At 73.5% G+C, this 25,808-nt stretch carries 25 protein-coding genes; 18 read left to right on the top strand and 7 right to left on the bottom strand.

The annotated features are described in order from the left end of the window. The 3 genes from ACI6PP_RS04625 to ndk all read left to right on the top strand — a co-directional run. A partial coding sequence (locus ACI6PP_RS04625) for a bifunctional folylpolyglutamate synthase/dihydrofolate synthase (RefSeq protein ID WP_421109516.1) occupies positions 1-1,296 on the top strand: 1,296 nt, incomplete at its 5' end. Then, positions 1,296-1,643 (top strand): DUF4233 domain-containing protein, encoded by a 348-nt coding sequence (locus ACI6PP_RS04620; RefSeq protein WP_421109515.1) that lies wholly within the window; start codon positions 1,296-1,298, stop codon positions 1,641-1,643. The genes ACI6PP_RS04625 and ACI6PP_RS04620, both read left to right, overlap by 1 nt. Before the next feature lie 10 nt (positions 1,644-1,653). After that, on the top strand, positions 1,654-2,067 hold the full coding sequence (gene ndk / locus ACI6PP_RS04615; RefSeq protein WP_421109513.1) for a nucleoside-diphosphate kinase: 414 nt from the start codon (positions 1,654-1,656) through the stop codon (positions 2,065-2,067). Positions 2,068-2,180: 113 nt separating this feature from the next. Here ndk and ACI6PP_RS04610 read toward each other — a convergent pair whose 3' ends face one another. The 4 genes from ACI6PP_RS04610 to ACI6PP_RS04595 all read right to left on the bottom strand — a co-directional run bounded on the left by ACI6PP_RS04610 (position 2,181) and on the right by ACI6PP_RS04595 (position 4,759). After that, the gene (locus ACI6PP_RS04610; RefSeq protein WP_421109512.1) at positions 2,181-2,594 is read right to left on the bottom strand and encodes a hypothetical protein; all 414 of its coding nucleotides are present in this window, start codon (positions 2,592-2,594) and stop codon (positions 2,181-2,183) included. Positions 2,595-2,726: 132 nt separating this feature from the next. Next, positions 2,727-2,984 (bottom strand): HPr family phosphocarrier protein, encoded by a 258-nt coding sequence (locus tag ACI6PP_RS04605; protein WP_421109510.1) that lies wholly within the window; start codon positions 2,982-2,984, stop codon positions 2,727-2,729. Between the two features lie 51 nt (positions 2,985-3,035). Then, on the bottom strand, positions 3,036-3,995 hold the full coding sequence (locus ACI6PP_RS04600) for a 1-phosphofructokinase family hexose kinase (protein WP_421109508.1): 960 nt from the start codon (positions 3,993-3,995) through the stop codon (positions 3,036-3,038). Further along, positions 3,992-4,759 (bottom strand): DeoR/GlpR family DNA-binding transcription regulator, encoded by a 768-nt coding sequence (locus ACI6PP_RS04595; RefSeq protein ID WP_421109506.1) that lies wholly within the window; start codon positions 4,757-4,759, stop codon positions 3,992-3,994. The genes ACI6PP_RS04600 and ACI6PP_RS04595 overlap by 4 nt, the downstream gene beginning before the upstream one ends. Before the next feature lie 183 nt (positions 4,760-4,942). On the opposite strand from ACI6PP_RS04595, the gene ACI6PP_RS04590 reads away from it, so the two are divergent. Then, positions 4,943-6,607 (top strand): phosphoenolpyruvate--protein phosphotransferase, encoded by a 1,665-nt coding sequence (locus ACI6PP_RS04590; RefSeq protein ID WP_421109504.1) that lies wholly within the window; start codon positions 4,943-4,945, stop codon positions 6,605-6,607. A 4-nt stretch (positions 6,608-6,611) separates the two neighbouring features. Here the strand turns inward: ACI6PP_RS04590 and ACI6PP_RS04585 are convergent, their stop codons facing one another. After that, positions 6,612-7,046, bottom strand: coding sequence for a PTS mannitol transporter subunit IIA (locus ACI6PP_RS04585; protein ID WP_421109502.1), 435 nt, complete (start codon positions 7,044-7,046; stop codon positions 6,612-6,614). 3 nt (positions 7,047-7,049) lie between these two features. Beyond that, positions 7,050-7,358: a PTS sugar transporter subunit IIBC family protein gene (locus ACI6PP_RS04580; protein WP_421109501.1), complete on the bottom strand. Its 309-nt coding sequence runs from the start codon at positions 7,356-7,358 to the stop codon at positions 7,050-7,052. 61 nt (positions 7,359-7,419) lie between these two features. On the opposite strand from ACI6PP_RS04580, the gene ACI6PP_RS04575 reads away from it, so the two are divergent. The 7 genes from ACI6PP_RS04575 (at position 7,420) to ACI6PP_RS04545 (ending at position 15,758) form a co-directional block, all read left to right on the top strand. Then, positions 7,420-8,460 (top strand): rod shape-determining protein, encoded by a 1,041-nt coding sequence (locus tag ACI6PP_RS04575; RefSeq protein ID WP_421109500.1) that lies wholly within the window; start codon positions 7,420-7,422, stop codon positions 8,458-8,460. Positions 8,461-8,464: 4 nt separating this feature from the next. Then, entirely contained in the window at positions 8,465-9,349 is an 885-nt protein-coding gene (gene mreC / locus ACI6PP_RS04570) for a rod shape-determining protein MreC (RefSeq protein ID WP_421109498.1), read from the top strand. 1 nt (position 9,350) lies between these two features. Then, positions 9,351-9,884, top strand: a complete 534-nt coding sequence (mreD, locus tag ACI6PP_RS04565; RefSeq protein ID WP_421109496.1) for a rod shape-determining protein MreD — start codon at positions 9,351-9,353, stop codon at positions 9,882-9,884. Then, positions 9,881-11,983: a penicillin-binding protein 2 gene (gene mrdA, locus ACI6PP_RS04560; protein WP_421109494.1), complete on the top strand. Its 2,103-nt coding sequence runs from the start codon at positions 9,881-9,883 to the stop codon at positions 11,981-11,983. Before mreD ends, mrdA begins: the two co-directional genes overlap by 4 nt. Beyond that, positions 11,980-13,200, top strand: coding sequence for a rod shape-determining protein RodA (gene rodA / locus ACI6PP_RS04555; protein ID WP_421109493.1), 1,221 nt, complete (start codon positions 11,980-11,982; stop codon positions 13,198-13,200). Before mrdA ends, rodA begins: the two co-directional genes overlap by 4 nt. A gap of 128 nt (positions 13,201-13,328) precedes the next feature. Then, the gene (locus ACI6PP_RS04550) at positions 13,329-15,290 is read left to right on the top strand and encodes a TIGR03960 family B12-binding radical SAM protein (RefSeq protein WP_421109491.1); all 1,962 of its coding nucleotides are present in this window, start codon (positions 13,329-13,331) and stop codon (positions 15,288-15,290) included. Positions 15,291-15,293: 3 nt separating this feature from the next. After that, positions 15,294-15,758 (top strand): GNAT family N-acetyltransferase, encoded by a 465-nt coding sequence (locus ACI6PP_RS04545; RefSeq protein ID WP_421109490.1) that lies wholly within the window; start codon positions 15,294-15,296, stop codon positions 15,756-15,758. 6 nt (positions 15,759-15,764) lie between these two features. On the opposite strand, the gene ACI6PP_RS04540 is transcribed toward ACI6PP_RS04545, so the two are convergent. Beyond that, on the bottom strand, positions 15,765-16,973 hold the full coding sequence (locus ACI6PP_RS04540; RefSeq protein ID WP_421109488.1) for an MFS transporter: 1,209 nt from the start codon (positions 16,971-16,973) through the stop codon (positions 15,765-15,767). 124 nt (positions 16,974-17,097) lie between these two features. Here ACI6PP_RS04540 and fdhA point away from each other — a divergent pair, with 124 nt between their 5' ends. The 7 genes from fdhA (at position 17,098) to proB (ending at position 25,759) form a co-directional block, all read left to right on the top strand. Further along, positions 17,098-18,333 carry a formaldehyde dehydrogenase, glutathione-independent gene (gene fdhA, locus ACI6PP_RS04535; RefSeq protein ID WP_421109487.1) on the top strand — a complete coding sequence of 412 codons (1,236 nt, stop codon included), beginning with the start codon at positions 17,098-17,100 and terminating at the stop codon, positions 18,331-18,333. A 9-nt stretch (positions 18,334-18,342) separates the two neighbouring features. After that, positions 18,343-19,113 carry a TIGR03936 family radical SAM-associated protein gene (locus ACI6PP_RS04530; RefSeq protein ID WP_421109485.1) on the top strand — a complete coding sequence of 257 codons (771 nt, stop codon included), beginning with the start codon at positions 18,343-18,345 and terminating at the stop codon, positions 19,111-19,113. A gap of 247 nt (positions 19,114-19,360) precedes the next feature. Next, positions 19,361-22,324, top strand: coding sequence for an Rne/Rng family ribonuclease (locus ACI6PP_RS04525; RefSeq protein WP_421109484.1), 2,964 nt, complete (start codon positions 19,361-19,363; stop codon positions 22,322-22,324). Positions 22,325-22,459: 135 nt separating this feature from the next. Beyond that, positions 22,460-22,768 carry a 50S ribosomal protein L21 gene (gene rplU, locus ACI6PP_RS04520; protein WP_421109482.1) on the top strand — a complete coding sequence of 103 codons (309 nt, stop codon included), beginning with the start codon at positions 22,460-22,462 and terminating at the stop codon, positions 22,766-22,768. Positions 22,769-22,792: 24 nt separating this feature from the next. Continuing rightward, positions 22,793-23,047 carry a 50S ribosomal protein L27 gene (gene rpmA, locus ACI6PP_RS04515; RefSeq protein ID WP_421109480.1) on the top strand — a complete coding sequence of 85 codons (255 nt, stop codon included), beginning with the start codon at positions 22,793-22,795 and terminating at the stop codon, positions 23,045-23,047. A gap of 94 nt (positions 23,048-23,141) precedes the next feature. After that, positions 23,142-24,668 carry a GTPase ObgE gene (gene obgE / locus ACI6PP_RS04510; protein WP_421109478.1) on the top strand — a complete coding sequence of 509 codons (1,527 nt, stop codon included), beginning with the start codon at positions 23,142-23,144 and terminating at the stop codon, positions 24,666-24,668. Next, entirely contained in the window at positions 24,665-25,759 is a 1,095-nt protein-coding gene (proB, locus tag ACI6PP_RS04505; RefSeq protein ID WP_421109477.1) for a glutamate 5-kinase, read from the top strand. The genes obgE and proB overlap by 4 nt, the downstream gene beginning before the upstream one ends. Positions 25,760-25,808 lie beyond the last annotated feature (49 nt).

The raw sequence follows: 25,808 nt of genomic DNA, 5'->3' as shown, positions 1-25,808 counted from the left end.
CTCGAGCCCTCGCTCGACCGCATCCGCGCCCTGTGCCACCTGATGGGCGACCCGCAGGCCGCCTACCCCGTCGTCCACGTCACCGGGACGAACGGCAAGACCTCCGTCGCCCGGATGGTCGACTCGCTGCTGCGCACCCTCGGGCTGCGCACGGGTCGCTTCACCAGCCCGCACCTGACGTCGATGACCGAGCGGATCAGCCTGGACGGGCTGCCGCTGAGCGAGGAGCTGTTCGTCGACGCGTTCTCCGACGTCGCCGCGTACGCGCGGGTCGTCGACGACTCCCAGCCGCACCCGCTGTCGTTCTTCGAGACGATGGTCGCGATGGCGTACGCGGCGTTCGCCGACGCGCCCGTCGACGCCGCCGTCGTCGAGGTGGGCATGGGCGGCACGTGGGACGCCACCAACGTCGCCGACGGACGCGTCGCCGTCGTCACCCCGATCGGGCTGGACCACGCGGCCTACCTCGGCGACACGCTCACCGACATCGCCCGCGAGAAGGCCGGCATCATCAAGCCCGGCGCCGCGGCCGTGCTCGCGGTGCAGGACCCCGAGGCGGCCGAGGTGCTCGGCCAGCGGATCGCCGAGGTCGGGGCCACCGCCGTCCGCGAGGGCGTCGACTTCGGGGTCGCCGACCGTCTCGTCGCCGTGGGCGGGCAGGTGCTGACGCTCCAGGGCCTCGGCACCACGCACTCCGACATCCTGCTGCCGCTGCACGGCGCCCACCAGGCGCAGAACGCGGCGGTCGCGCTCGCGGCCGTCGAGTCGTTCGTCGGCGGGGAGGAGCTGGACTCCGACCTCGTCCGCGAGGCGTTCGCCCGCGTCACGTCGCCGGGCCGTCTCGAGGTGGCGCGCCGCAGCCCCACCGTCCTGCTCGACGCCGCGCACAACCCCGCGGGCGCCGAGGCCACCATGAACGCGGTGCAGGAGGAGTTCTCCTTCAGCCCGCTGGTGGGCGTCGTGGCCGTCATGGCCGACAAGGAGGTCGACGAGATCCTCCACGTCATGGAGCCCGTGATGGGGCAGGTGGTCTGCACCCAGAACGGCTCGGACCGCTCGATGTCCGCCGCCGAGCTGGCCGACATCGCCGAGGGCATCTTCGGCTCCGAGCGCGTGCACCTGGTCCGTCACCTGTCCGACGCGATCGCCGTCGCCGTCCAGCTCGCCGAGGAGGGCGACCCGCAGGCCGATGCCATGGGCACCGGCGGCGTGCTCGTCACCGGATCGGTCGTGACGGTCGGCGAGGCGCGCGCGATGCTCGGGCTGCACGGCGACCCCGAGGCCGAGGACACCTGATGAGGGCACGTCTGTGCGCCGCCACGCTGGGCTTCGAGGCGATCGTCATCGCGCTCGCGACCCCCGTGATGATCGCCGTCGAGGACGTGTCCGTGCCGGTGGCGCTGACCGTCGGGCTCGGGCTGGCCGTCGTCGCGATCCTCGCGGCCGGGATGCTGCGGCGGCCCGGCGGCTACGTCGTCGGCCACCTGGTGCAGGTGGGCGCGATCGCCATGGGCTTCCTGGTCCCGGCCATGTTCTTCGTCGGCGCCATGTTCGGCGGCCTGTGGGTCGCCGCCTACCTGATCGGGCGCCGGATCGAGACCGACCGGGCCCGCTGGGCGGCCGAGGCCGAGGGGTCCGGATAGGGTTCGGGCCATGTCCGAACGCACCCTGGTCCTGCTCAAGCCCGACGCCGTCCGCCGCGGTCTGGTCGGTGAGCTGCTGTCCCGCTACGAGGCCAAGGGCCTGATGCTCGTTGCCCTCGAGCAGCGCACCATCGACGCCGCCCAGGCCGACGCCCACTACGCCGAGCACGTCGAGCGCGACTTCTACCCGCCGCTGCGCGCGTTCGTCACCTCCGGCCCGCTCGTGGCCCTCGTCCTCGAGGGCGACGAGGCGATCGAGGCCGTCCGCGCCCTCAACGGCGCCACCGACGGCCGCAAGGCCGCCCCCGGCTCCATCCGCGGCGACCTCTCGCTGTCCAACCGCGAGAACCTCGTCCACGGCTCGGACTCTCCCGAGTCCGCCGCCCGCGAGATCTCCCTCTGGTTCCCCGCCCTCAGCGCCTGACCCTCCGCCCCTGACCGCCGAGTGGCGCAAGTTCGGGGTCGACACGCGCGATCCGGCCCGACTTTGCGCCACTCGGGTCGATTCTTGCGCCAGTCGGCGTCGGTCGGGCGCGGTCAGGCCTCGCGAGGGTCGGCGAGTCGTTCGTCCACCTGGAGCAGCAGCTCGTCCAGGCGGGACGTGCGTCGTCGGTACGCCCACCACAGTGCGACGGCCAGCAGGGCGAGCCCCGCGGCGCCGGCGGCGTACGCCCACGAGCGCAGGGCGATCGCGGCCAGGGCCCCGGCGACGGCGAGGACCACGCTCGGGTAGAGGCCGCGCGTGAGGATGACCGAGGCGCTCTCCCGGAGGTTCAGGAGCGACTCGGCGAGCTCGTCGAGCTCGACGTAGGTGAGGCCTTCTGGCACTTGTCCCGATCGCAGTGCGGCGACGAGGTCGTCGCTCCGGAGGCGCGACAGCACGACGAACAGGGCGACCACAGCGACGAGCGCGGTCGCCAGGACGAGGAACCCGACGGCGTTACCGCTCACCGTCGGGGCCTCTCGTCGCGGCCACGGTGCGCCGAGTGGCGCAGAACCCGACCCCAGCGGCGCAAACTCGGGCCGGATCGCGCGTGTCGACCCCGATTTTGCGCCACTCGGCGATCCGGGGAGGGGAGAGGGTCAGGCGTCGAGGTCCTGGGCGACCAGGTCGGCGACGGAGTCGACGAGGGCCTGGTCGGCGCCGTCGACGGTGACCTCGTCGCCCTGCTTGGCGCCGAGGGTCATGATCATCAGCGCCGAGCCGGCGTCGACGGGGGTGCCGCCGGCGGTCGCGAGCGTCACCGGGGTGGCGCCGGCGGCGGCGGCCTGCGCGATGAGGGCGGCCGGACGGGCGTGCAGCCCGACCGAGGATCCGACGGTCACGGTCTTGCTCGGCATGGGTCCATCCTCAGGGTGTGCGGCGGGTGCGGTGCTGACGAACGTACTGCATCAGGAGGCGGACGGCGCCGCACCCTCGACGGCCTCCGCGACGGTCCGCTCGGGCAGGTCGCGGGGGGTCGGGGTCTGCGAGCCGGGCAGGGACGCGGCGGCGCTGCCGTAGGCCACCGCGAGCGCCAGCCGGTCGGGCTCGGACAGCCCCCGCAGGTCGCCGAGCAGGTAGCCGGCGAGCGCGGAGTCGCCCGCACCCACGGTGCTGATCGGGGTGATGCGGGGGACCGGTGCTCGCCAGGCCCCCTCGGGCGTGACCAGGACGGCTCCGTGGCCGCCCTGGGTGAGCAGCACGCGCCCGACCCCGCGCGCGAGCAGCCGACGGGCGGCCTCGACGCCGGCGCGCGGGTCGGCCTCGATCTCCTCGGCGTCGCCGCCCGCGACGGACGCGAGCTCCTCACCGTTGGGCTTGACCAGGGCCGGCAGCGGGCCGTCGGTGTCGAGGGTGGCGGCCAGCGCCGCGCCGGAGGTGTCGACGGCCACCTGCAGACCGGGCCGGGACAACCGGGCGACGAGCTCGGCGTACCAGCTGTCGGGGACGCCGGGCGGCAGCGAGCCGCACAGCACCACCCAGCGGGCGTCGCTCGCGCTCGCGGCCACCTCCTCGGCGAGGGTGGCGCGCAGGTCCTCGTCGATCAGCGGCCCGGCGGCGTTGATCTTGGTGGTGACGCCGGACGGCTCGCTCACCGTGAGGTTGACGCGCACCGTGCCGCCCACCGGAACGGTGCGGTGGGGGAGCCCGGTGCCGCGCAGGAGCGCCACGAACGGGTCGGCGTCGTCGCCCGGCAGGACCGCGAGCGCGCGCTCGCCCCCGTGGTGGACGACGCCCGCGACGTTGACGCCCTTGCCACCGGGGTGGTCGAAGGTGTCGGAGCAGCGCTGCACCTCCCCGCGCTCGAGGGGCCCGGCCAGCACGACCGTGCGGTCGATGCTCGGGTTGGGCGTGAGCGTGACGATCATGCGAGCACGACCTCGATCCCCTTGTCCTCGAAGACTCGTACGTGGGCGGGATCGGCGTCCCGGTCGGTGACCAGGACGTCGACGTCCTCCACCGCGGCGAATCGGAAGAGGTGGTCGACGTCGAGCTTGCCCGAGTCGGCGAGCACGACGACGTGGCGGGCGCAGCGCACGAGGGCGGTCTTGACCGCGGCCTCGTCGCCGTCGGGGGTGCTCAGGCCGTGCTCCGGCGACAGCGCGTTCGTGCCCATGAAGGCGACGTCGACCTGCAGGCGCTCGATCGCCGCGACGGTGCCCGACCCGACGGAGGCGGCCGTCACGCCGCGCACCCGGCCGCCCAGCACGTGCAGGACGATGCCGGGCGCGCCGGTCAGCTTGGCGGCGATCGGCACGGCGTGGGTGACGACGGTGAGGTCGCGGTCGGTGGGGATGCGGTCGGCCAGCTGACTCACGGTGGTGCCGGCGTCGAGGGCGATGCTCCCCTGCGCGGGCGGCAGGAACGCCAGGGCCGCCTCGGCGATCCGGTTCTTGGCGTCGATGCGCGACGCGTTGCGCTGGCCGAGTCCCGGCTCGACGACCCGCAGGCCGTGGGCGGCCACGGCGCCGCCGTGCACCCGGCGGGCGATCCCGTGCCGCTCGAGCACGGCGAGGTCACGGCGCACGGTCTCGCCGGAGACGCCGAACATCTCCGCGACGTCGGCGACCGCGAGGCGCCCGTCCTCGCGCAGCAGCTCGGCAAGGCGCTCGTGGCGTTCGGCGGCGTACATCGGCGTCTCCCCTCGTCCATGTCCCGCTTGTGCGATTGCGTGGCTATCTGTGGTTTTCCCCACGATCGAGTATTGTTTTACGCCCGAATCGGTGTATCGTCAACCCTCGCCGAGCCCTCGCGGTGAGGTGGGTCACAGACTGACCCCAGGCCTGGTCCCAGGTCCGATCGAGGAGGAGACCCCGTGCCCGAGTCCCTGACCGTCTTCCGCGGCACCGCCGTCGTCCCCGGCATCGGTGCCGGCCCGGTGGTCCGTCCCGCGCCGCGTCCCGAGGTCCCTGCGGACGAGGCGGCGGCGTCGTCGACCGAGGAGGGCGAGCGCCTGTTCGCCGAGGCCGCGGCCACCGTCGCCGACCGGCTGTCGGCGCGTGGGCAGAGCGCGACGGGATCGGCCTCGGAGGTGCTGATGGCCACCGCGGCGCTGGCCCGCGACCGCGGCCTGGCCACGTTCGTCTCCAAGCGCCTGGCTGAGGGGCAGGGTCCCGCCACCGCCACCGCGGGCGCGATCGAGGAGCTCAGCGCCATGTTCATGGCCGCCGGCGGCGTGATGGCCGAGCGCGTCACCGACCTGCGCGACGTCCGCGACCGCGTGGTCGCCGAGCTCACCGGGCAGCCCGAGCCCGGCATCCCCACGCCGGACGAGCCGTCGGTGCTGTGCGCCGACGACCTGGCGCCCGCCGACACCGCCGGCCTCGACCCGGCCCGCATCGTCGCGATCGCGACCTCGCTCGGCGGCGCCACCAGCCACACCGCGATCATCGCCCGCCAGCTCGGCATCGCCTGCGTCGTCGCCGTCCAGGGCCTGGACGACCTCGCGGACGGCTCGTCGGTGCTCGTCGACGGCTCCACCGGCGAGGTCGTCGTCGACCCGCCCGCCGACATGGTGCAGGAGCGCACCGACGCCGCCCGCGCCGTCGCCGAGGCCGCGGCCGGCTGGACCGGACCCGGCGCCACGTCCGACGGTCACGCCGTCGAGGTGCTCGCCAACGTCCAGGACGGCAACGGGGCGCGCAAGGCGTCCGGCACGCCGGTGCAGGGCGTCGGGCTGTTCCGCACCGAGCTGTGCTTCCTGGACCGCGAGAGCGAGCCCACCGTCGACGAGCAGGCCGCGATCTACGGCGAGGTGCTCGAGGCCATGGGGGAGCGCAAGGTCGTCGTCCGCACGCTCGACGCCGGCTCGGACAAGCCGCTCGCGTTCGCCACGATCGCCGACGAGCCCAACCCGGCGCTCGGCGTCCGCGGCCTGCGCATCGGGCTCAAGGACCCCGACATGCTCGACCGCCAGCTCGACGCGATCGCCCAGGCCGCCGCGACGTCGTCCGGCACCGTCTGGGTGATGGCGCCCATGGTCGCCACCGAGGCGGAGGCCAAGTGGTTCGCCGAGCGCGTGCGCGCCCGCGGCCTGGTGCCCGGCGCGATGATCGAGGTGCCCGCCGCTGCGCTGCTGGCCGACCGGCTGCTCACCCACCTCGACTTCGTCTCGATCGGCACCAACGACCTCAGCCAGTACACGATGGCCGCCGACCGGATGGCGCCCACGCTCGCCGACCTCACCGACCCCTGGCAGCCCGCCCTCCTCGCGCTCGTCGCGCAGGTGGCCCGCGCCGGACAGCTGGCGGGCAAGCCCGTCGGCGTGTGCGGCGAGGCCGCGGCCGACCCGCTGCTCGGCTGCGTCCTGACGGGCCTCGGCGTCACGTCGCTGTCGTCGGCCAGCACCGCGGCACCCGCCGTCGGTGCCCGGCTCGAGCGTCACACCCTCGCCCAGTGCCAGTCCGCCGCCGAGGCGGCGCTGGCGGCGTCCGACCCCCTGGCCGCGCGCGCCGCGGCCGAGGAGGCGCTGGCCTCGTAGCCCGTCAGCCCACCAGCAGGCGGACGACGGCCTCGGGGTCGGTCTCGGCGCGGAGGGCGGCCGACTGCGCCGGGTCGTTGATCAGGCGGGCCAGACGGCCCAGGGCAGGGGCGTGGGCGTCGCCCTGGGCGGCGATGCCGACGGCGACGTCCACCTCGGACGCGCCCCAGGGCACCGGGCGGGCGAGACGGACGACGCACAGGGCGTCGCGCAGCACCAGCGCCTGCGAGCCCTCGCTGCCGTGGGGGATGGCGAACCCGCGGCCGAGGTTGGTGGTCGTGGTGCGCTCGCGCTGCAGCATCGACCCGACGTACGCGTCGGGCACCGCGCCGACCTCGACGAGCAGGCGGCCCGCGTAGCGGATCGCCTCCTCGCGGTCGGCGAGCTCGACGTCGAGGCGGACGGCGTCGGCGGTCAGCAGGCCGGCGGGCACGTCCACGGGTCAGCCCTCGATGTCGCGGTGGTCCTTGATCGCGTCGACGACGCGCTGGACGAGCGGGTCGCCGAGGAAGTCGCGGAAGCCCACCACGGGCACGCCCGGGGTGTTGCCGCGGGCGCGCTCGGCGATCGAGTCGTGGCACAGCACGAGGTCGGCGTCCTGCGGGATCGACGTCACGGTGGTGTGCTCCACGTTCACGTCGGTGCCCGCGAACTCGCCGCGCAGGGCGCTGGCCAGCATGACGCTGGTGCCCATCCCCGCGTCGCACGCGATGACGAGCTTGTGGACCTGGGCGCCGTTCACGGTGGTCATTGGCTCATTGTGCTGCGTGTCGGACCCGGGTGGGACGGCGGCACCCGCTTACCGTGTCTGCATGTCGTCCTCCTTCCCCGGACGGCACGTCATCGGACGTGACATGGCGGTCGACCTCGGTACCGCCAACACCCTGGTGTACGTGCGCGGCCGCGGCGTCATGCTCAACGAGCCGTCCGTCGTCGCGCTCAACGCCCAGACACGCGAGATCCTCGCCGTGGGCTCCGAGGCCAAGCGGATGATCGGGCGCACGCCCGAGGCCATCACCGCCATCCGGCCCATGCGCGACGGCGTGATCGCCGATTTCGAGTCCACCGAGCAGATGCTGCGCCTGTTCATCCAGCAGGTGCACCGCCGTCGCTACTTCGCCAAGCCCCGCCTCGTCGTCTGCGTGCCCAGCGGCATCACGTCGGTCGAGCAGCGGGCCGTCACCGAGGCCGGCTACCAGGCCGGCGCCCGGCAGGTGTTCATCGTCGAGGAGCCCATGGCCGCGGCCCTGGGCGCCGACCTCCCGGTCCACGAGGCCACCGGCAACATGGTGGTCGACGTCGGCGGCGGCACCACCGAGGTCGCCGTGATCTCGCTCGGCGGCATCGTCACGAGCCTGTCGATCCGCACCGCGGGCGACGACCTCGACGCCGCCGTGACCGCCTGGTGCAAGAAGGAGCACTCCCTCATGCTCGGCGAGCGCACCGCCGAGGAGGTCAAGATCGCCGTCGGCTCGGCGTTCCCGCTGCTGAACGAGACCGACGTCGAGGTCCGCGGACGCGACATGGTCAGCGGCCTGCCCCGCACCGTCACCCTCGGCAGCGCCGAGGTCCGCAAGGCCCTCGAGGAGCCCGTCCACGACATCGTCGACGCGGTGATCGCCTGCCTGGACAAGACGCCGCCCGAGCTGGCCGGCGACATCATGGACCGCGGCATCGTCCTCACCGGCGGCGGCGCCCTGCTCCGCGGCCTGGACGAGCGCCTGCGCCACGAGACCCAGATGCCCGTGCACGTCGCCGACGACCCGCTGCACTCGGTCGCCGTCGGCGCCGGCAAGTGCGTCGAGGAGTTCGACGCGCTGCGCCAGGTCCTGACCGCCGACGCGAGACGGTGACGCGATGCCCGTGCCCTCCCGCGACCCCGACGGCCGCCGGTCCCCGCGCGTCCTGATCCTGCTGCTGCTCGCGGCCCTCGCCGTCCTCAGCCTCGACGCCGGCCTCGGCCCGGGCGTCGTCTCCGACCCGGTCCGCCGCGTCACCGGCAGCGTCCTCGGCCCGGCCGAGGGCGGCGCCAGCGGCGTCCTGGCCCCCGTCCGCGCGGTGCGCGACCTCGCCACCGGCCGCGGCACCCTCGAGGACCGCAACGCCCGGCTCGAGGCCGAGAACGCCGAGCTGCGCGACCAGCTCGGACGCGCCGGCGTCGACCGCAACCGCCTGGCCGAGTACGACGGGCTCGCGAAGTCCGCGTCCGACCGCGGGCTGCAGACCGTGCAGGCCCGCGTCGTCGGGATGGGCGGCGCGCAGTCGTTCTCGCGCACCGCCACCATCGACAAGGGCACCGCCGACGGCGTCCGCCGCGACATGACGGTGCTCAACGCCGACGGGCTCGTGGGTCGCGTGCTCCGGGCCACCGCCACGCACGCCACCGTCCTGCTGCTCGTCGACAAGGGGTCCACCGTCGGCGGACGCCTGGGCTCGGACAACGAGCTCGGCTTCCTGCGCGGCGACGGCTCGCTCGCCGGCGCTGGTCGTCTCACGCTGACCACCGTCGACGCGCAGGTGGCCCCGGCCGTCGGCGACTCCGTCGTCTCGTGGGGCTCGCCGAACGCCGTGCCCTACGTCGCGGGCGTGCCCGTCGGCCGGGTCGAGAAGGTCGAGTCCTCGCCGCGGCAGCAGACGCGCAGCATCACCGTGGCGCCGTACGTCGACTTCTCCTCCCTCGACGTCGTCGGCGTCGTGGTCGGCAACGCCGCCACGACCACCACCGAGGCGCAGGGGGACTGACGTGAGGGTGTCCCGCCTGCTCGTCGTCACGCTGCTCGTGGTGGCCGCCGTCGCCCTCCAGGTCGGGCTGTTCCCGCACCTGTCGCTCGCCGGCGTCGTCCCCGACCTCGTGCTGCTCGTCGTCGTCGCCGTCGCCCTGGTGCGCGGACCCGAGAGCGGCGCCGCCACCGGCCTCGTCGCGGGTCTCGTGCTCGACGCCGCCCCGCCCGCCGACCACACCCTCGGACGTTGGGCGCTCGCGCTGGTCGTCGTCGGCTGGCTCGCCGGGTCGGTGCGTCAGGACGCACGCCGATCCGTCCCCGCGTCCGCCGTGCTCGTCGGCGCCTGCGCCTTCGTCGGCACCTCGATCTTCGCGCTGTCGGGCCTGGTGCTCGGCGACCCCGGGGTCTCGGTGGCCGCGGTGCTGCTCGTGGTGCCGGTTGCGGTGGCCTACGACGTCGCGGTCGGCCTGGTGCTCCTGCGCCCGATCACCCACCTGCTCGACCGGTTCGAGCCGCGTCGTCGCGCCCTTCCCACCCTGGTGGGGGCACGGTGAGCCGGCTGACCAGCGGGCGGTTCCTCGTCGTCCAGGTGCTGGTGCTCGCGCTGTTCTGCACGCTGCTCGGACGCCTGTGGTTCCTCCAGGTGGTCGGCGGCGAGTCCTACCAGGCGCAGGCCGCCGACAACGCGGTGCGCGACGTCGTCGTCCAGCCGCAGCGCGGGCTCGTCGTCGACGACATGGGGCGCGTGCTCGCGGCCAACCGCCTGTCGTGGGTCGTGACGATCGACCGCTCGGCCCTCAGCCAGCAGCCCGAGGCCGACCAGCGTACCGTGCTCACCCGCCTGGCCGGGGTGCTCGACACCTCCTACGACGGGCTGCTGCAGCGCACGAAGCTCTGCGGCGAGGACGGTGCGCCCGAGCCGCCGGTGTGCTGGAACGGCTCGCCGTACGAGCCCGTGCCGGTCGCGCAGGACGTCCCCGACGACGTCGCGCTGTCCATCCAGGAGCGGGCCGAAGACTTCCCGGCCGTCGCGGCCGAGGAACGCAACGTCCGCTCGTACCCCGGGCCCGACGGCGTCAACGCCGCGCACGTCCTTGGCTACGTCAGCGGCGTCACCGAGGACGAGTACGACCAGGCGCTGAAGGACCGCGACACCACGCTGAACGCGTCCTCGCTCGTCGGCCGCTCGGGCCTCGAGCGCTCCTACGACTCGATCCTGCGCGGCGTGCCCGGCACCACCGGCAAGCAGGTGGACTCCGGCGGACGGGTCATCGGCGAGGGCGAGGCCACCGCGCCCACCCCCGGCGACACCGTCGTCACCAGCATCGACTCCAAGGTGCAGTCGGTCGTGGAGTCCGAGCTCGAGAAGTCGATCCTCAAGGCTCGCGGCACCCGCGACAAGATCACCGGCCGCGACTACGAGGCGTCCTCGGGCGCGGCCATCGTCCTGGACCCGAAGACCGGGCGGCTGATCGCCTCGGCCAGCTACCCGACGTACGACCCCGGCGTCTGGGCCGGCGGCATCTCGGCCGCCCAGCTCAAGCGGCTGTACTCCACCAAGGCAGGGGAGCCGCTGCTGTCGCGTCCCACCCAGGCGCAGCTGGCGCCCGGCTCGACGTTCAAGCCGTTCATGACCGCCGGGGCGCTGGAGAACGGCTACAAGACCTCGACGCGGCTGAACTGCTCGAGCAGCTTCCAGGTGGGCAACCGCTCGTTCAAGAACTTCGAGTCCGGCGCGTACGGCTCGATCGGGTTCGACAAGGCCCTGCAGGTCTCGTGCAACACCTTCTTCTACCGGGTGGCCTACGGCGAGTACCGCAAGCACGGCGCCGACCCCACCGACGTCGACGCCGCCGACCCGCTCGTGACGATGGCCCAGAAGTTCGGCTTCGGCAGCACCACGGGCATCGACCTGCCCGGTGAGGCGTCGGGCCGGATCGCCGACCGCACCTGGCGTCGGTCGTACTGGGAGCAGAACAAGGACTACTACTGCAAGCAGGCCAAGAAGTCGACCAAGCGCGACTTCGCCGGGCTGTTCGCCAGGGAGTTCTGCGCGGAGGGCTGGTACTACCGGGCCGGCGACGCCGTGAACTTCGCGATCGGCCAGGGCGACACCATGGTCACGCCCATCCAGCTGGCCACCGCCTACGGCGCGCTCGCCAACGGCGGCACGCTGTGGGAGCCCCGCGCCGCCAAGGCCGTCGTCAGCCAGGACGGCACGAAGGTCCGCGAGATCGAGCCCAAGGCCGAGGGCCGCGTCCCGGTCAGCAAGAAGCGGCTGAAGTACATCGACACCGCGCTCAAGGGCACCGCCAAGCCGGGCGGCACGATCGCCTGGAAGTTCGGCGACTTCCCGCTCGACGACGTCCAGATCCGCGCCAAGACCGGCACCGCGGAGGTGCAGGGCAAGCAGACCACCGGCTGGGTGGCCACCTACGACGAGAACTACGTCGTCGTGATGATGATCGAGCAGGGCGGCACCGGCTCGGGCAGCTCGGGCGACTCCGTCCGCGCGATCTGGGAGAAGCTCTACGGCATCACCGACGGCAAGGTCGACAGGTCCAAGGCGCTCCTGCCGGACGCCAAGGCGCCCGCGGCCCTGCCGACGTTCGCCGCCGACGGCTCCATCAAGGCCCCCGGAGCGGCGCGATGAGCGCCGTCGTCACGGCGCCGCCGCGCGCCCGTCGCGGCCTGCGGTCGTGGGCCGGCACCACCGACTGGTGGCTGCTCGGCTCCGTGGCGGCGCTGCTCGCCATCGGGTCGCTGCTGGTGTGGTCGGCCACCCAGTCCCGCGAGGACCTCACCGGCGGCGACGGCACCGCGTTCCTGGCCCGGCACGCCGTCAACATCGCGATCGGCTCGGTGCTCGGCTGGCTCGTCGCCCGCACCGACCACCGCCAGATGCGCCTGTGGGCGCCGATCATCTACACCGGCTCGATCGTCGGGCTGCTGTGCGTGTTCATCCCTGGCGTCGGCGCCACCATCAACGGCTCGCACTCGTGGCTGCTGCTCGGCGGCCTGTCGCTGCAGCCGGCGGAGTTCGCCAAGCTCGGCGTGGTCTGCGGCATGGCGCTCGTGCTCGCCGAGCGCACCGAGGGCGGCCTGCGGGCGGGCATGAAGGACTCCGACCTGCTGCCCGTGCTCGGCATCGCCGCCGTCCCGGCGCTGCTCATCCTGGGCCAGCCCGACCTCGGCACGCTGATGGTGATGACGGCGATCGTCGTCGGCGTCCTGTCGATGGCGGGCACCCGACGCCGCTGGCTGCTCGCCCTGGTCGGGGGAGGCGTCACCGTCATCGCGATCGCCATCGCCACCGGGGTGCTGAAGGAGTACCAGCTGCTGCGGTTCCAGGCGTTCACCGACACCTCGCTCGATCCCCGCGGCGCGGGCTACAACACGATCCAGGCCCGCATCGCCATCGGCAACGGCGGCGTCACCGGCCAGGGCCTGTTCCACGGGTCGCAGACCCAGGCCGGGTTCGTCCCCGAGCAGCACACCGACTTCGTCTTCACCGTCGCGGGCGAGGAGCTCGGCCTGCTCGGCGCCGGCGCGATCATCGTCCTGATGGGCGTCGTGCTCTGGCGCGCCCTGCTCATCGCGCGCCGCTCCACCGACCTGTTCGGTCAGCTCGCCGCCGTCGGCGTCTGCTGCTGGTTCGGCTTCCAGGCCTTCCAGAACATCGGCATGTGCCTGGGCATCATGCCCGTCACCGGCGTCCCGCTCCCGCTCGTCTCCTACGGCGGCACGTCGATGTTCGCCACGCTCATGGCCGTCGGGCTGCTGCTCAGCGTCCACCGGCGCAACGCGGCCGGCCGTCCCGCCGGTCGCGGACCCGTCGTGCGGTCGCGCGTCCAGCGCTCCCGCTTCTGAGCCCGCTGCGGGCCAGCGGTGGGTATGCCCCCACTTTCGGCCCGATCCTGGGGCCGTACCCACCGCCAGGTGCGGGAGCGACGACCGGCGTTGCGGGGTGCGGGCGGGGACGACCTACCCTGGGGCGCATGGGTATCGCCACGATCGAGACGTCCCCCGAGCCCGCCTCGGTGTTCCCGAGGCTGGAGCCCCTGCTGCCGAGCGTCGGCAAGCCGATCCAGTACGTGGGCGGCGAGCTGAACTCGACGGTCAAGCAGTGGGGGTCCGCGCAGGTGCGCTGGGCCCTGATGTACCCCGACGCGTACGAGGTGGGCCTGCCCAACCAGGGCGTCCAGATCCTCTACGAGATCCTCAACGAGCGCGACTGGCTGCTCGCCGAGCGCACCTACGCCGTCTTCCCCGACATGGAGGCGGTGATGCGCGAGCACGCCATCCCGCAGTTCACCGTCGACGGCCACCGCCCCGTCCGCGCGTTCGACCTGCTCGGCGTCTCCTTCTCCACCGAGCTCGGCTACACCAACCTGCTCACCGCGCTCGACCTCGCAGGCATCCCGATGCACGCCGTGGACCGCACCGACGACGACCCGATCGTCGTCGCGGGCGGGCACGCCGCGTTCAACCCCGAGCCGGTCTCGGACTTCATCGACGCCGCGGTGCTCGGCGACGGCGAGCAGATCGTCCTGGCGATCAGCGACGTGGTGCGCGAGTGGAAGGACGAGGGCTGCCCGGGCGGACGCGACGAGGTGCTGCTGCGCCTGGCGAAGTCGGGCGGCGTCTACGTCCCCAAGTTCTACGACGTGACCTACCTGCCCGACGGACGCATCCAGCGCGTGGTGCCGAACCGACCGGGCGTGCCGTGGCGCGTCGTCAAGCACACCCTGATGGACCTCGACGCGTGGCCGTACCCCAAGACGCCGCTCGTGCCGCTGGCCGAGACGGTGCACGAGCGGTTCTCGGTGGAGATCTTCCGCGGCTGCACGCGCGGTTGCCGGTTCTGCCAGGCCGGCATGATCACCCGACCGGTGCGCGAGCGCAGCATCACCGGCATCGGCGAGATGGTGAAGAACGGGCTGGAGAAGACCGGCTTCGAGGAGGTCGGCCTGCTCTCGCTGTCGAGCGCCGACCACTCCGAGATCGCCGAGGTCGCCAAGGGCCTGGGTGACCGCTACGAGGGCACCAACACCTCGCTGTCGCTGCCGTCCACGCGCGTCGACGCCTTCAACATCACCCTCGCCAACGAGTTCAGCCGCAACGGCCGCCGCTCGGGCCTGACGTTCGCGCCCGAGGGCGGCAGCGAGCGGCTGCGCAAGGTGATCAACAAGATGGTCACCGAGGACGACCTGATCCAGACCGTCGCCGCGGCCTACTCGCACGGCTGGCGCCAGGTGAAGCTGTACTTCATGTGCGGCCTGCCCACCGAGACGGACGAGGACGTCATGCAGATCGGCGAGCTCGCGCGGCGCGTCATCGAGACGGGTCGCGAGGTGTCGGGCCGCAAGGACATCCGCTGCACCGTGTCGATCGGCGGGTTCGTGCCCAAGCCGCACACCCCGTTCCAGTGGGCCAGCCAGCTCGACCACGAGACCACCGACGCCCGGCTGCAGCAGCTGCGCGACTCGGTGCGGGCGGACAAGAAGTACGGCCGCTCCATCGGGTTCCGCTACCACGACGGCAAGCCGGGGGCGATCGAGGGACTGCTGTCGCGCGGCGACCGCCGCGTCGGCCGCGTCATCGAGACCGCCTGGCGCAACGGCCAGCGCCTGGACGGCTGGAGCGAGCACTTCTCCTACGACCGCTGGGCCGACGCCTGCGACGTCGCGCTGGCGGGCGAGCCGGTGGACCTCGACTGGTACACCGTCCGCGAGCGCGACTACGCCGAGGTGCTCCCGTGGGACCACCTCGACAGCGGCCTGGACCGCGACTGGCTCTGGGAGGACTGGCAGGACGCGCTCGAGCCCGACGGCGCGATCGAGGTCGAGGACTGCCGCTGGACGCCGTGCTTCGACTGCGGCGTGTGCCCGCAGATGGACACCGAGATCCAGGTCGGCCCCACGGGCCGGACGCTGCTGCCGATCGCCGGTACCTCCTGACCCATGCCAGCCGAGGTGACCGTCCGGGAGGCCACGCGGGCCGACGCGCCCGCGATGGCGACGCTGCGCCGCCACTGGCGCCACGAGCGCCGCGGCATCCCGATGGACGCCGACGAGGGGTTCCCCCTGCGGTTCGCCGCGTGGCTGGACGACCAGCTCGGACGTGGCTCGCGTGCCTGGGTGGCCAGTCGTGACGACCGCTGTGTCGGGATGCTGCTCATGTTCGTCCACGAGCGGATGCCCGAGCCCGGGCTCGACGCCGGTCGTTGGGGCTACGTCGGCAACGTGTTCGTGCTCCCGGCGCACCGGGACGTCGGCACCGGTCGCAGGCTGCTGGACGCCGCCCTGGCCCACGCCGACGAGCGCGGCTTTGCGCGGGTGGTGCTGAACCCGTCGGAGCGGTCGGTGTCGCTGTACGAGCGGGCGGGTTTCACCTCGGACCACCCGCTGCTGGTGCGGGAGGGCTGAGGCCCGTCAGACCAGGTCGTCCTCGAAGGGGGGACGACGGCAGATCACCACGCCGAGCACCACGATGGCCACGGCGATCACCATCAGCACGACGATCGGCGTGGTCCACGACCCGGTCAGGTCGTGCAGGTACCCGGTGCCGAACGGGCCGACCGCGGCCACCAGGTAGCCCAGTCCCTGGACGAAGCTCGACAGGCCCGCGGTGCCGCCGGCCGTCCGCGACTTCACGCCGAGCATCGCGAGCACCCAGGTGAACGCCGCGCCGCCGACGCCGAGCAGCGCCGCCCACAGCCACGGGGCCGCCGTCGGGACGAGCAGCACGCCGGCCCACCCGACGACGGTCACGGCACCGAACACGACCGGCAGCACCGGGCGCTCGCCGACCCGGCGCATGATCGCCGGGAGCAGCAGCGTGGTCGGGATGCCGACGCCGAAGATCACCCCCTGGACGAGCGCCGCCTCGCCCGAGCCGAGTCCGGCGTCGACGAGGATCTCGGGGAACCAGCCGAACTGGGCGTAGGCCTGGGCCGACTGCGCGGCGAAGAACAGGCCCATCACCCAGGCCAGGGGCGACCGCGCGACGCGCGACAGCGGGTAGCGCGCGGCGGCGAGGTCGGCCTTGACGTCGCGGAGGCTGAGCACCAGCCACGGCAGCAGCGTCGCCGCGGCGAGCACGGCCCAGGCGGCGAGACCGGCGCGCCAGCTGCCGAACGCGTCGGCCACCGGCACGCTGAGCCAGGACGACACGGCCGCGCCGCCCAGGATCGTGGCGCCGTAGAGCGAGCTGACCAGCCCGAGCCGGTCGGGGAAGTGCTCCTTGGCCAGCGCGGGCAGCAGCACGTTGCCCACCGCACCGCCGGCCAGGGCCACGCCGGAGAAGAGCAGGAACAGCGGGGTGGTGTCGACGGCCGCACGGGCCACCAGGCCCACCACGACGAGCGCCATCGAGATCGCCACCGTGCGGTGCAGGCCGACGCGGCGGGCGACGTCCCCGCTCACCGCCCCGAAGAACGCGAAGCACAGCACGGGCAGCGTCGTCAGGACACCGCCGACGGTCGTCGACATGCCGAGGTCGTCGCGCACCGTCGTCAGCAGCACGCCGAGGCTGCCCACCGCCGCGCGCAGGTTGGACGCGAGCAGCACGATCGCGACCAGGACGAGGATGCGTCCGGCGCGGGTCGCCGACGCCGCGGGGCGTGTGGTTGCAGTGGTCACCGAACCCAATCTGGCAGACGGCGTCCGGCAGGTGGGTCTCGGGTTGTCAGGCTGGTCCGCACCTGCCTACGGTCGAGGACCAGGTGTGACTCGGGCCACTGCAACGACCAGCAGGAGGTTCCAGATGAGCAGCAACAGCGCAGTGGCCTACGCAGGAGCGGGCAAGGTCGAGGTGCAGGACATCGACTACCCGACGTTCGAGCTCCAGGACGGGCCCGGGGTCAACCCGGCCAACGTGGGGCGGCAGCTCCCGCACGCGGCGATCGTCAAGACCGTCGCCACCAACATCTGCGGCAGCGACCAGCACATGGTCCGCGGCCGCACCACGGCCCCCGAGGGGCTGATCCTCGGGCACGAGATCACCGGCGAGGTGGTCGAGGTCGGCCCCGGCGTCGAGTTCACGAAGGTCGGCGACCTCGTCTCGGTGCCGTTCAACATCTCCTGCGGCCGCTGCCGGAACTGCAAGGAGCGGGCCACCGGCATCTGCCTGAACGTCAACCCCGAGCGACCCGGCTCGGCGTACGGGTACGTCGACATGGGCGGCTGGGTGGGCGGCCAGGCGCAGTACGTCGCGGTGCCCTACGCCGACTGGAACCTGCTGCGCTTCCCCGACAAGGACCAGGCGATGGAGAAGATCCTCGACCTGACGATGCTGTCCGACATCTTCCCGACCGGGTTCCACGGCTGCGTGACGGCCGGCGTCGAGGTCGGGTCCACCGTCTACGTCGCGGGAGCCGGACCCGTCGGGCTCGCCGCGGCGGCCTCCGCGCAGCTGCTGGGCGCGGCCGTCGTCATCGTCGGCGACCTCAACGCCGACCGTCTCGCCCAGGCGCGCAGCTTCGGGTGCGAGACCGTCGACGTCTCCAAGGGCGACGTGGGCGAGCAGATCGCCGAGCTGCTCGGCACGCCGGAGGTCGACTGCGGCGTCGACGCCGTCGGGTTCGAGGCCCGCGGGCACGGCTCGGACGCGGGGGAGGAGCAGCCCGCGGCGGTGCTGAACTCGCTGATGACGATCACGCGCGCCGGAGGCGGTCTCGGCATCCCCGGGCTCTACGTCACCGGCGACCCCGGCGCGGTGGACGACGCCGCCAAGGAGGGCTCGCTGTCGATCCGGCTCGGTCTGGGCTGGGCCAAGTCGCACACCCTCGCCACCGGCCAGTGCCCGGTGATGAAGTACCACCGCGGCCTGATGATGGCGATCCTGCACGACCGCGTGCAGATCGCGAAGGCGGTCAACGCCCGGCCGATCCTGCTCCAGGACGCGCCCCAGGGGTACGCCGAGTTCGACTCCGGCGTCGCGGAGAAGTTCGTCCTGGACCCCAACGGGTACCTCGGCGCCACCGCGCTGACGTCCTCGTAGTCTGGACCTGTGAGCCACCCCGCCGGAGCCGGCAACCCCGAGGCCCCGAACCCGCAGCTGCCGGTCGTCCAGCGGCTGCGGGTGCAGTACGCCAAGCGGGGTCGGCTCCGGTTCATCAGCCACCGCGACTTCGGTCGCGCCTTCGAGCGGGCCGTCCGCCGCTCGGGGGTGCCGATCGCGTTCTCGTCCGGCTACAGCCCGCACCCGCGCATCTCGTACGCCGGGGCCGCCCCCACCGGGGCGGCGAGCGAGGCCGAGTACCTCGAGGTGGCCCTCACCCGCACCTGCGACCCCGACGAGCTGCGCCTGCGTCTCGACGAGTCCCTGCCGCCCGACCTCGACCTGGTCCGCGTCGTCCAGTCCGAGCCGGGCGGCGGGTCGCTCGCCGACCTGCTGGAGGCCAGCGCCTGGGAGCTCGTCCTGCCCGAGGCCGACCCCGCCGCGGTGGCGTCGGCGGTCGAGGCGTTCCTCGCCGAGACGTCCGTCGAGGTCGAGCGGATGGGCAAGAAGGGCATGCGCACCTTCGACGCGCGCGAGGCGACGGTGTCGCTGTCCAGCGCGTCTGCGGACGTCGACGGTGTGGCGTGTGCGATACTGACCCTGGTCGTACGACACGGCGTGCCGTCCGTACGACCCGACGATGTCCTCGCCGGCCTCCGCTCCGTCGGAGGGCTCGAGCCGCCGGTCACGCCCCGCGTGAACCGCCTGGCCCAGGGTCCGCTCGACGTGCGGACCGGCACGGTCGGCGATCCGTTCGCCCTCGGCCGCGACGCGTCGTAGGTCACCACACGCCCTACAGGGTGCAGGTGCCCCTCGACGCTGACCGCGGCGAAGGCGCAGGGACCGCCCGTGACAGGCCGGCAGCACCGGAGGGCGACGTCGAGGGACCGGGGCGCCGCCCCGAGACCTTCCGCAGGCTTGCTGTCCGTGGCGCGACCACCCCCAACCAGGGGCCCCGCCGTACCCGGGCACCCGACAGGCCCCCGTGCGGCACCAGGGAACGGTGCCCGGGGGCGAGGAGAGCACCGTGCTCGACGACGACAACACCGACACCCCCACCACCGGCAGCGACCAGGGCGGCGCCGTCACCCCGGCCGAGACCCCCGCGCCCGCCGCGCGCGTCCGTCGCCGGGCGGTCTCCCGCCCCGCCGGGCCGCCCGCCTCGGCACCCGACGCCGCGGCCGAGCAGCCCGCCGGCGACGTCCCGGCCGAGGAGTCGGCGCCCAAGACGGCCAAGAAGGCCGCCAAGAAGACCACCACGCGCAAGCGCAAGACCGCCGCCGCGGCTCCGGAGCCGGTGGCTGAGACCGCCCCGGAGCCCGTCGCCGAGGCGCCGGCCGCCGAGCCCGTCGCCGAGCCCGTCGCGGAGGAGGCGCCGGTCGAGGCCGAGCCGGTCGTCACCACCACCAGCACCCGTCGCCGGCGCGCGTCGCGTCCGGCTGCGGCCCCGCTCGCGGCGCCGTTCTCGGCCGCCGAGACGCCCGCGGCCCCGGTGAGCGAGCCCGACGAGATCGCCGCGACGGTCGACGAGGACGAGGAGGAGACCCCCGAGGAGGAGGTCGCCACCGCCGAGACCACGACGGCCCCGATCTTCCAGGCTCCCGCGGTCACCACCCGCACCCGCGCCCGCCGGCCGGCCGGCCCCGCCGCCGAGTCGAGCGACGACGAGTCCGCCGCCGATGCCTCGTCCGACGCGTCCGATGACTCCGACGACTCCGACGAGGACGGCCAGCCCCGTCGTCGCCGCCGTCGCGGCGGCCGTCGTCGCCGCAAGAGCGGTGGCGAGAGCGACGGCGACACCGAGACCGAGACCGACGCCGAGTCCGGTGACGACGACGCGCCCGCCGCGCAGACCCCCTCGGCCGAGACCTCCGACGACTCCGACTCCGGGGACGACGCGGGCGAGTCCACCGGTGGCAGCAGCCGCCGGCGTCGCCGCCGCCGTCGCCGTGGCGGGGACGGCGACGGCTCCTCCTCCGGTGGCGACGACAACGGCTCCACCGCCGGTCAGAGCGGACGCGTGCGCGACGCCAAGAGCGTCGAGGACGAGATCACCAGCATCGGCGGGTCCACCCGCCTCGAGGCCAAGAAGCAGCGCCGCCGCGACGGCCGCGAGGCCGGTCGCCGCCGTGCGCCGATCGTCTCCGAGGCCGAGTTCCTGGCCCGTCGCGAGGCCGTCAAGCGCGAGATGGTGATCCGGCAGAAGACCGACCTCACCCAGATCGCGGTGCTCGAGGACGACGTCCTGGTCGAGCACTACGTGGCCCGGGAGTCGCAGACGTCGCTCATCGGCAACGTCTACCTCGGTCGCGTCCAGAACGTGCTGCCCAGCATGGAGGCCGCGTTCGTCGACATCGGCAAGGGCCGCAACGCCGTCCTGTACGCCGGCGAGGTCGACTGGAAGGCCCTCGGCAACGGCAAGCAGCGCAAGATCGAGGACGTCCTGAAGTCCGGCCAGACGGTCCTGGTGCAGGTCACCAAGGACCCGATCGGCCACAAGGGCGCCCGCCTGACCAGCCAGATCAGCCTGGCCGGCCGCTTCCTGGTCTACGTGCCGGGCGGCCAGACCAACGGCATCTCGCGCAAGCTCCCCGACACCGAGCGCAACCGCCTCAAGGGCCTGCTCAAGGAGGTCCTGCCCGAGGACGCCGGCGTCATCATCCGCACGGCCGCCGAGGGCGCCACCGAGGACCAGCTGACGCGCGACGTCGGCGCCCTCACCGCGCGGTGGGACGATATCGAGCGCAAGGCCGCCGCGGGCTCCAAGGCGCCCACGCTGCTCTACGGCGAGCCCGACCTCACCCTCAAGGTCGTCCGCGACCTGTTCAACGAGGACTTCGAGAAGCTCGTCGTCGAGGGCGACGACGCCTGGGACATGGTCAAGGCGTACGTCGACCACGTCGCCCCCGACCTCGCCGAGCGCCTCACCCGCTGGGACGGCGCCACCGACGCGTTCGCCGCCCACCGCATCGACGAGCAGATCGCCAAGGCGCTCGACCGCAAGGTCTGGCTGCCGTCGGGCGGCTCGCTCATCATCGACCGCACCGAGGCGATGACGGTCGTCGACGTCAACACCGGCAAGTTCACCGGCTCCGGGGGCAACCTGGAGGAGACGGTCACCAAGAACAACCTCGAGGCCGCCGAGGAGATCGTCCGCCAGCTCCGGCTGCGCGACATCGGCGGCATCATCGTCGTCGACTTCATCGACATGGTGCTCGAGAGCAACCGCGACCTCGTGCTCCGGCGCATGGTCGAGTGCCTCGGACGCGACCGCACCCGCCACCAGGTCGCCGAGGTCACCTCCCTCGGCCTGGTGCAGATGACGCGCAAGCGCATCGGCACCGGCCTGCTCGAGGCGTTCAGCGAGCCGTGCGAGCACTGCCACGGCCGCGGCCTGGTCACCCACGACCACCCCGTCGAGCACAAGCAGGACGACGGCGGCGGCCACCAGCGCGGCGGACGTCGTCGCGGTGGCGACAACGGCGGCGGCAACGCCAACGGCGGCGGCAACGCCAACGGCGGTGGCAACACCAACGGCGGCGGTGCGGCTCCCGCTCCCGCGGCGCCCAAGGACGACGCGTCGTCCGACGACGCGCCGGCGCCCAAGACCGGCGGACGCCGTCGCGGCGGTCGCGGCGCAGGGGCTCCCAAGCCGTCCGACGTCGCCGAGTCGGCGCCGTCCGAGGCTCCGGTCGCCGAGGCTCCGGTCGTCGAGACACCTGCTGCCGAGGCACCCGCTGCCGAGGCACCTGCTCCCGAGGCACCTGCTCCCGAGGCCCCGGCCCCGGAGGTGCCCGCCGTCGAGGCCACCCCGGAGGCGGTCGAGCCTGTGGAGCCTGCCGAGCCCGTCAAGGCGCCGGCCAAGAAGGCGGCCCGCGCCCCGCGTCGGGCCACCCGCAAGGCGGCCGCCCCCAAGGCCGAGGCCACCGAGACCGCCGCGGAGCCGGCCGTCGAGGCCCCCGTTTTGACCGACGACACCCCGGCTCCGTAGACTAGACAGTCGGTGCGCCCCTGGGCGTCCTGCGTCGGTCGTGGTTGCACGACGAGCGCGGGCCCGGGCCGCCGACAGACCAAGCAGTGCGGGCGCCGACCGGCGTCCATCCGACGAAGAGGAAGTGAGTCCGCCGTGTACGCGATCGTCCGCAGTGGTGGCAAGCAGCAGAAGGTTGCCGTGGGCGACGTCGTCGAGATCGACAAGACCAAGGGTGCCGAGGGCGACACGCTCACGCTCCCCGCGGTCCTGCTCGTCGACGGCGACTCCGTGACGTCGGCCGCGGCCGACCTCGCCAGCGTCTCGGTGACCGCCGAGGTCGTCGGTGCCAGCAAGGGCCCGAAGATCGTCATCCAGAAGTACAAGAACAAGACCGGGTACAAGAAGCGCCAGGGGCACCGTCAGAAGTACACCCAGGTCAAGATCACCGGCATCAACCGCTGACGTCTGAAAAGGACTGACTGACTCATGGCACACAAGAAGGGCGCCGCTTCCACGCGGAACGGCCGCGACTCCAACGCCCAGCGCCTCGGCGTCAAGCGCTTCGGCGGACAGCAGGTCAACGCCGGCGAGATCATCGTCCGCCAGCGTGGCACCCACTTCCACCCCGGCACCGGCGTGGGCCGCGGCGGCGACGACACCCTCTTCGCGCTCAGCGCGGGCGCGGTCGAGTTCGGCACGCGACGCGGCCGCAAGGTCATCAACATCGTCCCGGCGGAGTGACCTCGGTCCTTCCGCACAGTTGAGGGGTGGTCCGCCGTCGGCGGGCCACCCCTCGGCACGTTCACACCCCTTCTCCAGGCAGGCAGGTCACCCCATGGCGATCCCCACGTTCGTCGACACCGTGACGCTGCACGTCAGCGCCGGTGACGGCGGCAACGGCATCGCCTCGGTGCACCGCGAGAAGTTCAAGCCCCTCGGTGGCCCCGACGGCGGCAACGGCGGCCACGGCGGCGACGTCATCCTGCGGGTGGCGGCCGACACCACCACGCTCGTGGCCTACCACCACGAGCCCCACCGCCGCGCCGGCCGCGGCGCGCACGGCAGCGGTGGGCACCGCAACGGCGCCCAGGGCGACTCCCTCACGCTGCCCGTCCCCGACGGCACCATCGTCCGCAGCCCGGGCGGCGAGGTGCTCGCCGACCTCGTCGGCCCCGGCACCGAGCTGGTCATCGCCGCCGGCGGCCGCGGCGGCCTCGGCAACGCGGCGCTGGCCTCGTCCAAGCGCAAGGCCCCGGGCTTCGCGCTCAAGGGCGAGCCGGGCGAGGAGCTGACGTTCACCCTCGAGCTCAAGGTGGTCGCCGACATCGGCCTGGTGGGCTTCCCCAGCGCCGGCAAGTCCTCGCTCATCGCGGCGCTGTCGCGGGCCCGTCCCAAGATCGCGGACTACCCGTTCACCACGCTGGTGCCCAACCTCGGCGTCGTCGTGGCGGGCGCGACGACGTTCACCGTCGCCGACGTGCCCGGCCTGATCGAGGGCGCCAGCGAGGGCAAGGGCCTCGGCCACGACTTCCTGCGGCACGTCGAGCGTTGCGCCGCGCTGGTGCACGTCATCGACTGCGCCACCATCGAGCCCGGCCGCGACCCGCTCACCGACCTCGACGTGATCGAGGGCGAGCTGTCCCGCTACGGCGGCCTCGACGACCGTCCGCGCCTCGTCGCGCTGAACAAGGTCGACGTCCCCGACGCGCAGGAGATCGCCGGCTTCGTCCGTGCCGAGCTCGAGGCGCGCGGCCTCGACGTGTTCGACGTCTCCGCCGCGAGCCACGCGGGCCTGCGCGAGCTGTCGTTCGCGATGGCCTCGATCGTGCAGTCGCGCCGCGCGGCCGAGGAGGTCGTCGAGACCAAGCGCATCGTCCTGCGCCCCCAGGCCGAGGACGGCGAGGACTTCACCGTCTCGCACGTCGGCGGCCAGTGGCGCGTGCGCGGCGCCAAGCCCGAGCGCTGGGTGCGTCAGACCGACTTCACCAACGACGAGGCCGTCGGCTTCCTGGCCGACCGCCTCGCGCGGCTCGGCGTCGAGGCCAGGCTGTCCAAGGAGGGCGCCGAGCCCGGTGACGACATCGTCATCGGCAGCGACGACGACGCGGTCGTCTTCGACTTCGACCCCGACGTGGGCGCCGGGTCCGAGCTGCTGCTCACCCGTCGCGGCGAGGACATGCGCCTGGACGACAACAGCCGCCGCACGTCGCGCCAGCGTCGCGAGGACCTCGCGGCCCACCGCCGCTCCGAGGCCGACGCCCGCGAGGCCCGCGAGCGCGGCGAGGACCCGCTGGCCCCGGTCCCGGCACCGATCGAGCGCTTCGACAGCTTCGACGACGACGACGGGGACGACCTGCGGTGAGGATCGTCGTCAAGGTCGGCTCGTCGTCACTCAGCTCGGCGGCCGGCGGCCTCGACGACGACCGCCTCCGCCGACTCGTCGACGCGCTGGCCCAGGCCCGCGGGCGCGGCGACGAGGTGGTGCTCGTCAGCTCCGGCGCCATCGCCACGGGCCTGTCGCCACTCGGCATCCCGAGCCGTCCGCGCGACCTCGCCACCCAGCAGGCCGCCGCGAGCGTCGGGCAGGGCCTGCTGGTCGCGCGCTACACCGAGCGGTTCGCCGCCCACGACCTCGTCGTCGGGCAGGTGCTGCTCACCGTCGCCGACGTCACGCGTCGCAGCCACTACCGCAACGCGTACCGCACCCTGGCGCGCCTGATCGACCTCGGCGTCGTGCCGGTCGTCAACGAGAACGACACGGTGGCCACCACCGAGATCCGCTTCGGCGACAACGACCGGCTCGCGGCGCTCGTCGCGCACCTGGTGCACGCCGACCTCCTCGTGCTGCTGTCGGACGTCGACGGCCTCTACGACGGACGCCCGGGCGACCCCGGAGTCACCCGCATCGACGACGTGCGCGGCCCGGACGACCTCGAGGGCGTCGAGATCACCCGTCCCGGGGCCTCGGCCATCGGCACCGGCGGCATGGTCACCAAGGTCGAGGCGGCCCGGATCGCCACCGGCGCCGGCATCCCCGTGGTCCTGGCCTCGGCCCCGCAGGCCGAGCAGGTGCTGGCGGGGGAGCGGGTCGGCACCCGCTTCCACCCCACGGGCCGCCGGCGACCCACCCGGCTGCTGTGGCTCGCGCACGCCACCGAGGCGCGCGGCACCCTCGTCCTCGACGACGGCGCGGTGCGGGCCGTCGTCGAGCGCAAGGCCTCGCTGCTGCCGGCCGGGGTCACGGCGTCCACCGGCGAGTTCTCGGCCGGCGACCCGGTCGACCTGGTCGACGCGCACGGGACCGTCGTCGCGCGCGGTCTCGTCAGCTACGACAGCTCCGAGGTGCCGATGGTCACGGGCCGCTCGACGCCCGACCTGGCCCGCGAGCTCGGTGCCGGCTACGAGCGCGAGCTGGTGCACCGTGACGACCTCGTCGTCCTTGCGACATCGTGAGACGCGCCGCGGACGACGGACTACCGTGTGAACAGGCACTGGGGAGGGC

The organism is Solicola agrisoli (genome assembly GCF_049059935.1).
Taxonomy (GTDB): domain Bacteria; phylum Actinomycetota; class Actinomycetes; order Propionibacteriales; family Nocardioidaceae; genus JAURVT01.
This window is presented reverse-complemented; position numbering and strand designations above follow the sequence as displayed.

What these genes read in the sequence shown, in the direction of transcription:
- ACI6PP_RS04620 (WP_421109515.1), top strand. Translation starts at nt 1,296, where the DNA reads ATGAGGGCACGTCTGTGCGCCGCCACGCTGGGCTTCGAGGCGATCGTC.
- ndk (WP_421109513.1), top strand. Translation starts at nt 1,654, where the DNA reads ATGTCCGAACGCACCCTGGTCCTGCTCAAGCCCGACGCCGTCCGCCGC.
- ACI6PP_RS04605 (WP_421109510.1), bottom strand. Translation starts at nt 2,984, where the DNA reads ATGCCGAGCAAGACCGTGACCGTCGGATCCTCGGTCGGGCTGCACGCC.
- ACI6PP_RS04600 (WP_421109508.1), bottom strand. Translation starts at nt 3,995, where the DNA reads ATGATCGTCACGCTCACGCCCAACCCGAGCATCGACCGCACGGTCGTG.
- ACI6PP_RS04595 (WP_421109506.1), bottom strand. Translation starts at nt 4,759, where the DNA reads ATGTACGCCGCCGAACGCCACGAGCGCCTTGCCGAGCTGCTGCGCGAG.
- ACI6PP_RS04580 (WP_421109501.1), bottom strand. Translation starts at nt 7,358, where the DNA reads ATGACCACCGTGAACGGCGCCCAGGTCCACAAGCTCGTCATCGCGTGC.
- ACI6PP_RS04575 (WP_421109500.1), top strand. Translation starts at nt 7,420, where the DNA reads ATGTCGTCCTCCTTCCCCGGACGGCACGTCATCGGACGTGACATGGCG.
- mreC (WP_421109498.1), top strand. Translation starts at nt 8,465, where the DNA reads ATGCCCGTGCCCTCCCGCGACCCCGACGGCCGCCGGTCCCCGCGCGTC.
- rodA (WP_421109493.1), top strand. Translation starts at nt 11,980, where the DNA reads ATGAGCGCCGTCGTCACGGCGCCGCCGCGCGCCCGTCGCGGCCTGCGG.
- ACI6PP_RS04550 (WP_421109491.1), top strand. Translation starts at nt 13,329, where the DNA reads ATGGGTATCGCCACGATCGAGACGTCCCCCGAGCCCGCCTCGGTGTTC.
- ACI6PP_RS04545 (WP_421109490.1), top strand. Translation starts at nt 15,294, where the DNA reads ATGCCAGCCGAGGTGACCGTCCGGGAGGCCACGCGGGCCGACGCGCCC.
- fdhA (WP_421109487.1), top strand. Translation starts at nt 17,098, where the DNA reads ATGAGCAGCAACAGCGCAGTGGCCTACGCAGGAGCGGGCAAGGTCGAG.
- rpmA (WP_421109480.1), top strand. Translation starts at nt 22,793, where the DNA reads ATGGCACACAAGAAGGGCGCCGCTTCCACGCGGAACGGCCGCGACTCC.
- obgE (WP_421109478.1), top strand. Translation starts at nt 23,142, where the DNA reads ATGGCGATCCCCACGTTCGTCGACACCGTGACGCTGCACGTCAGCGCC.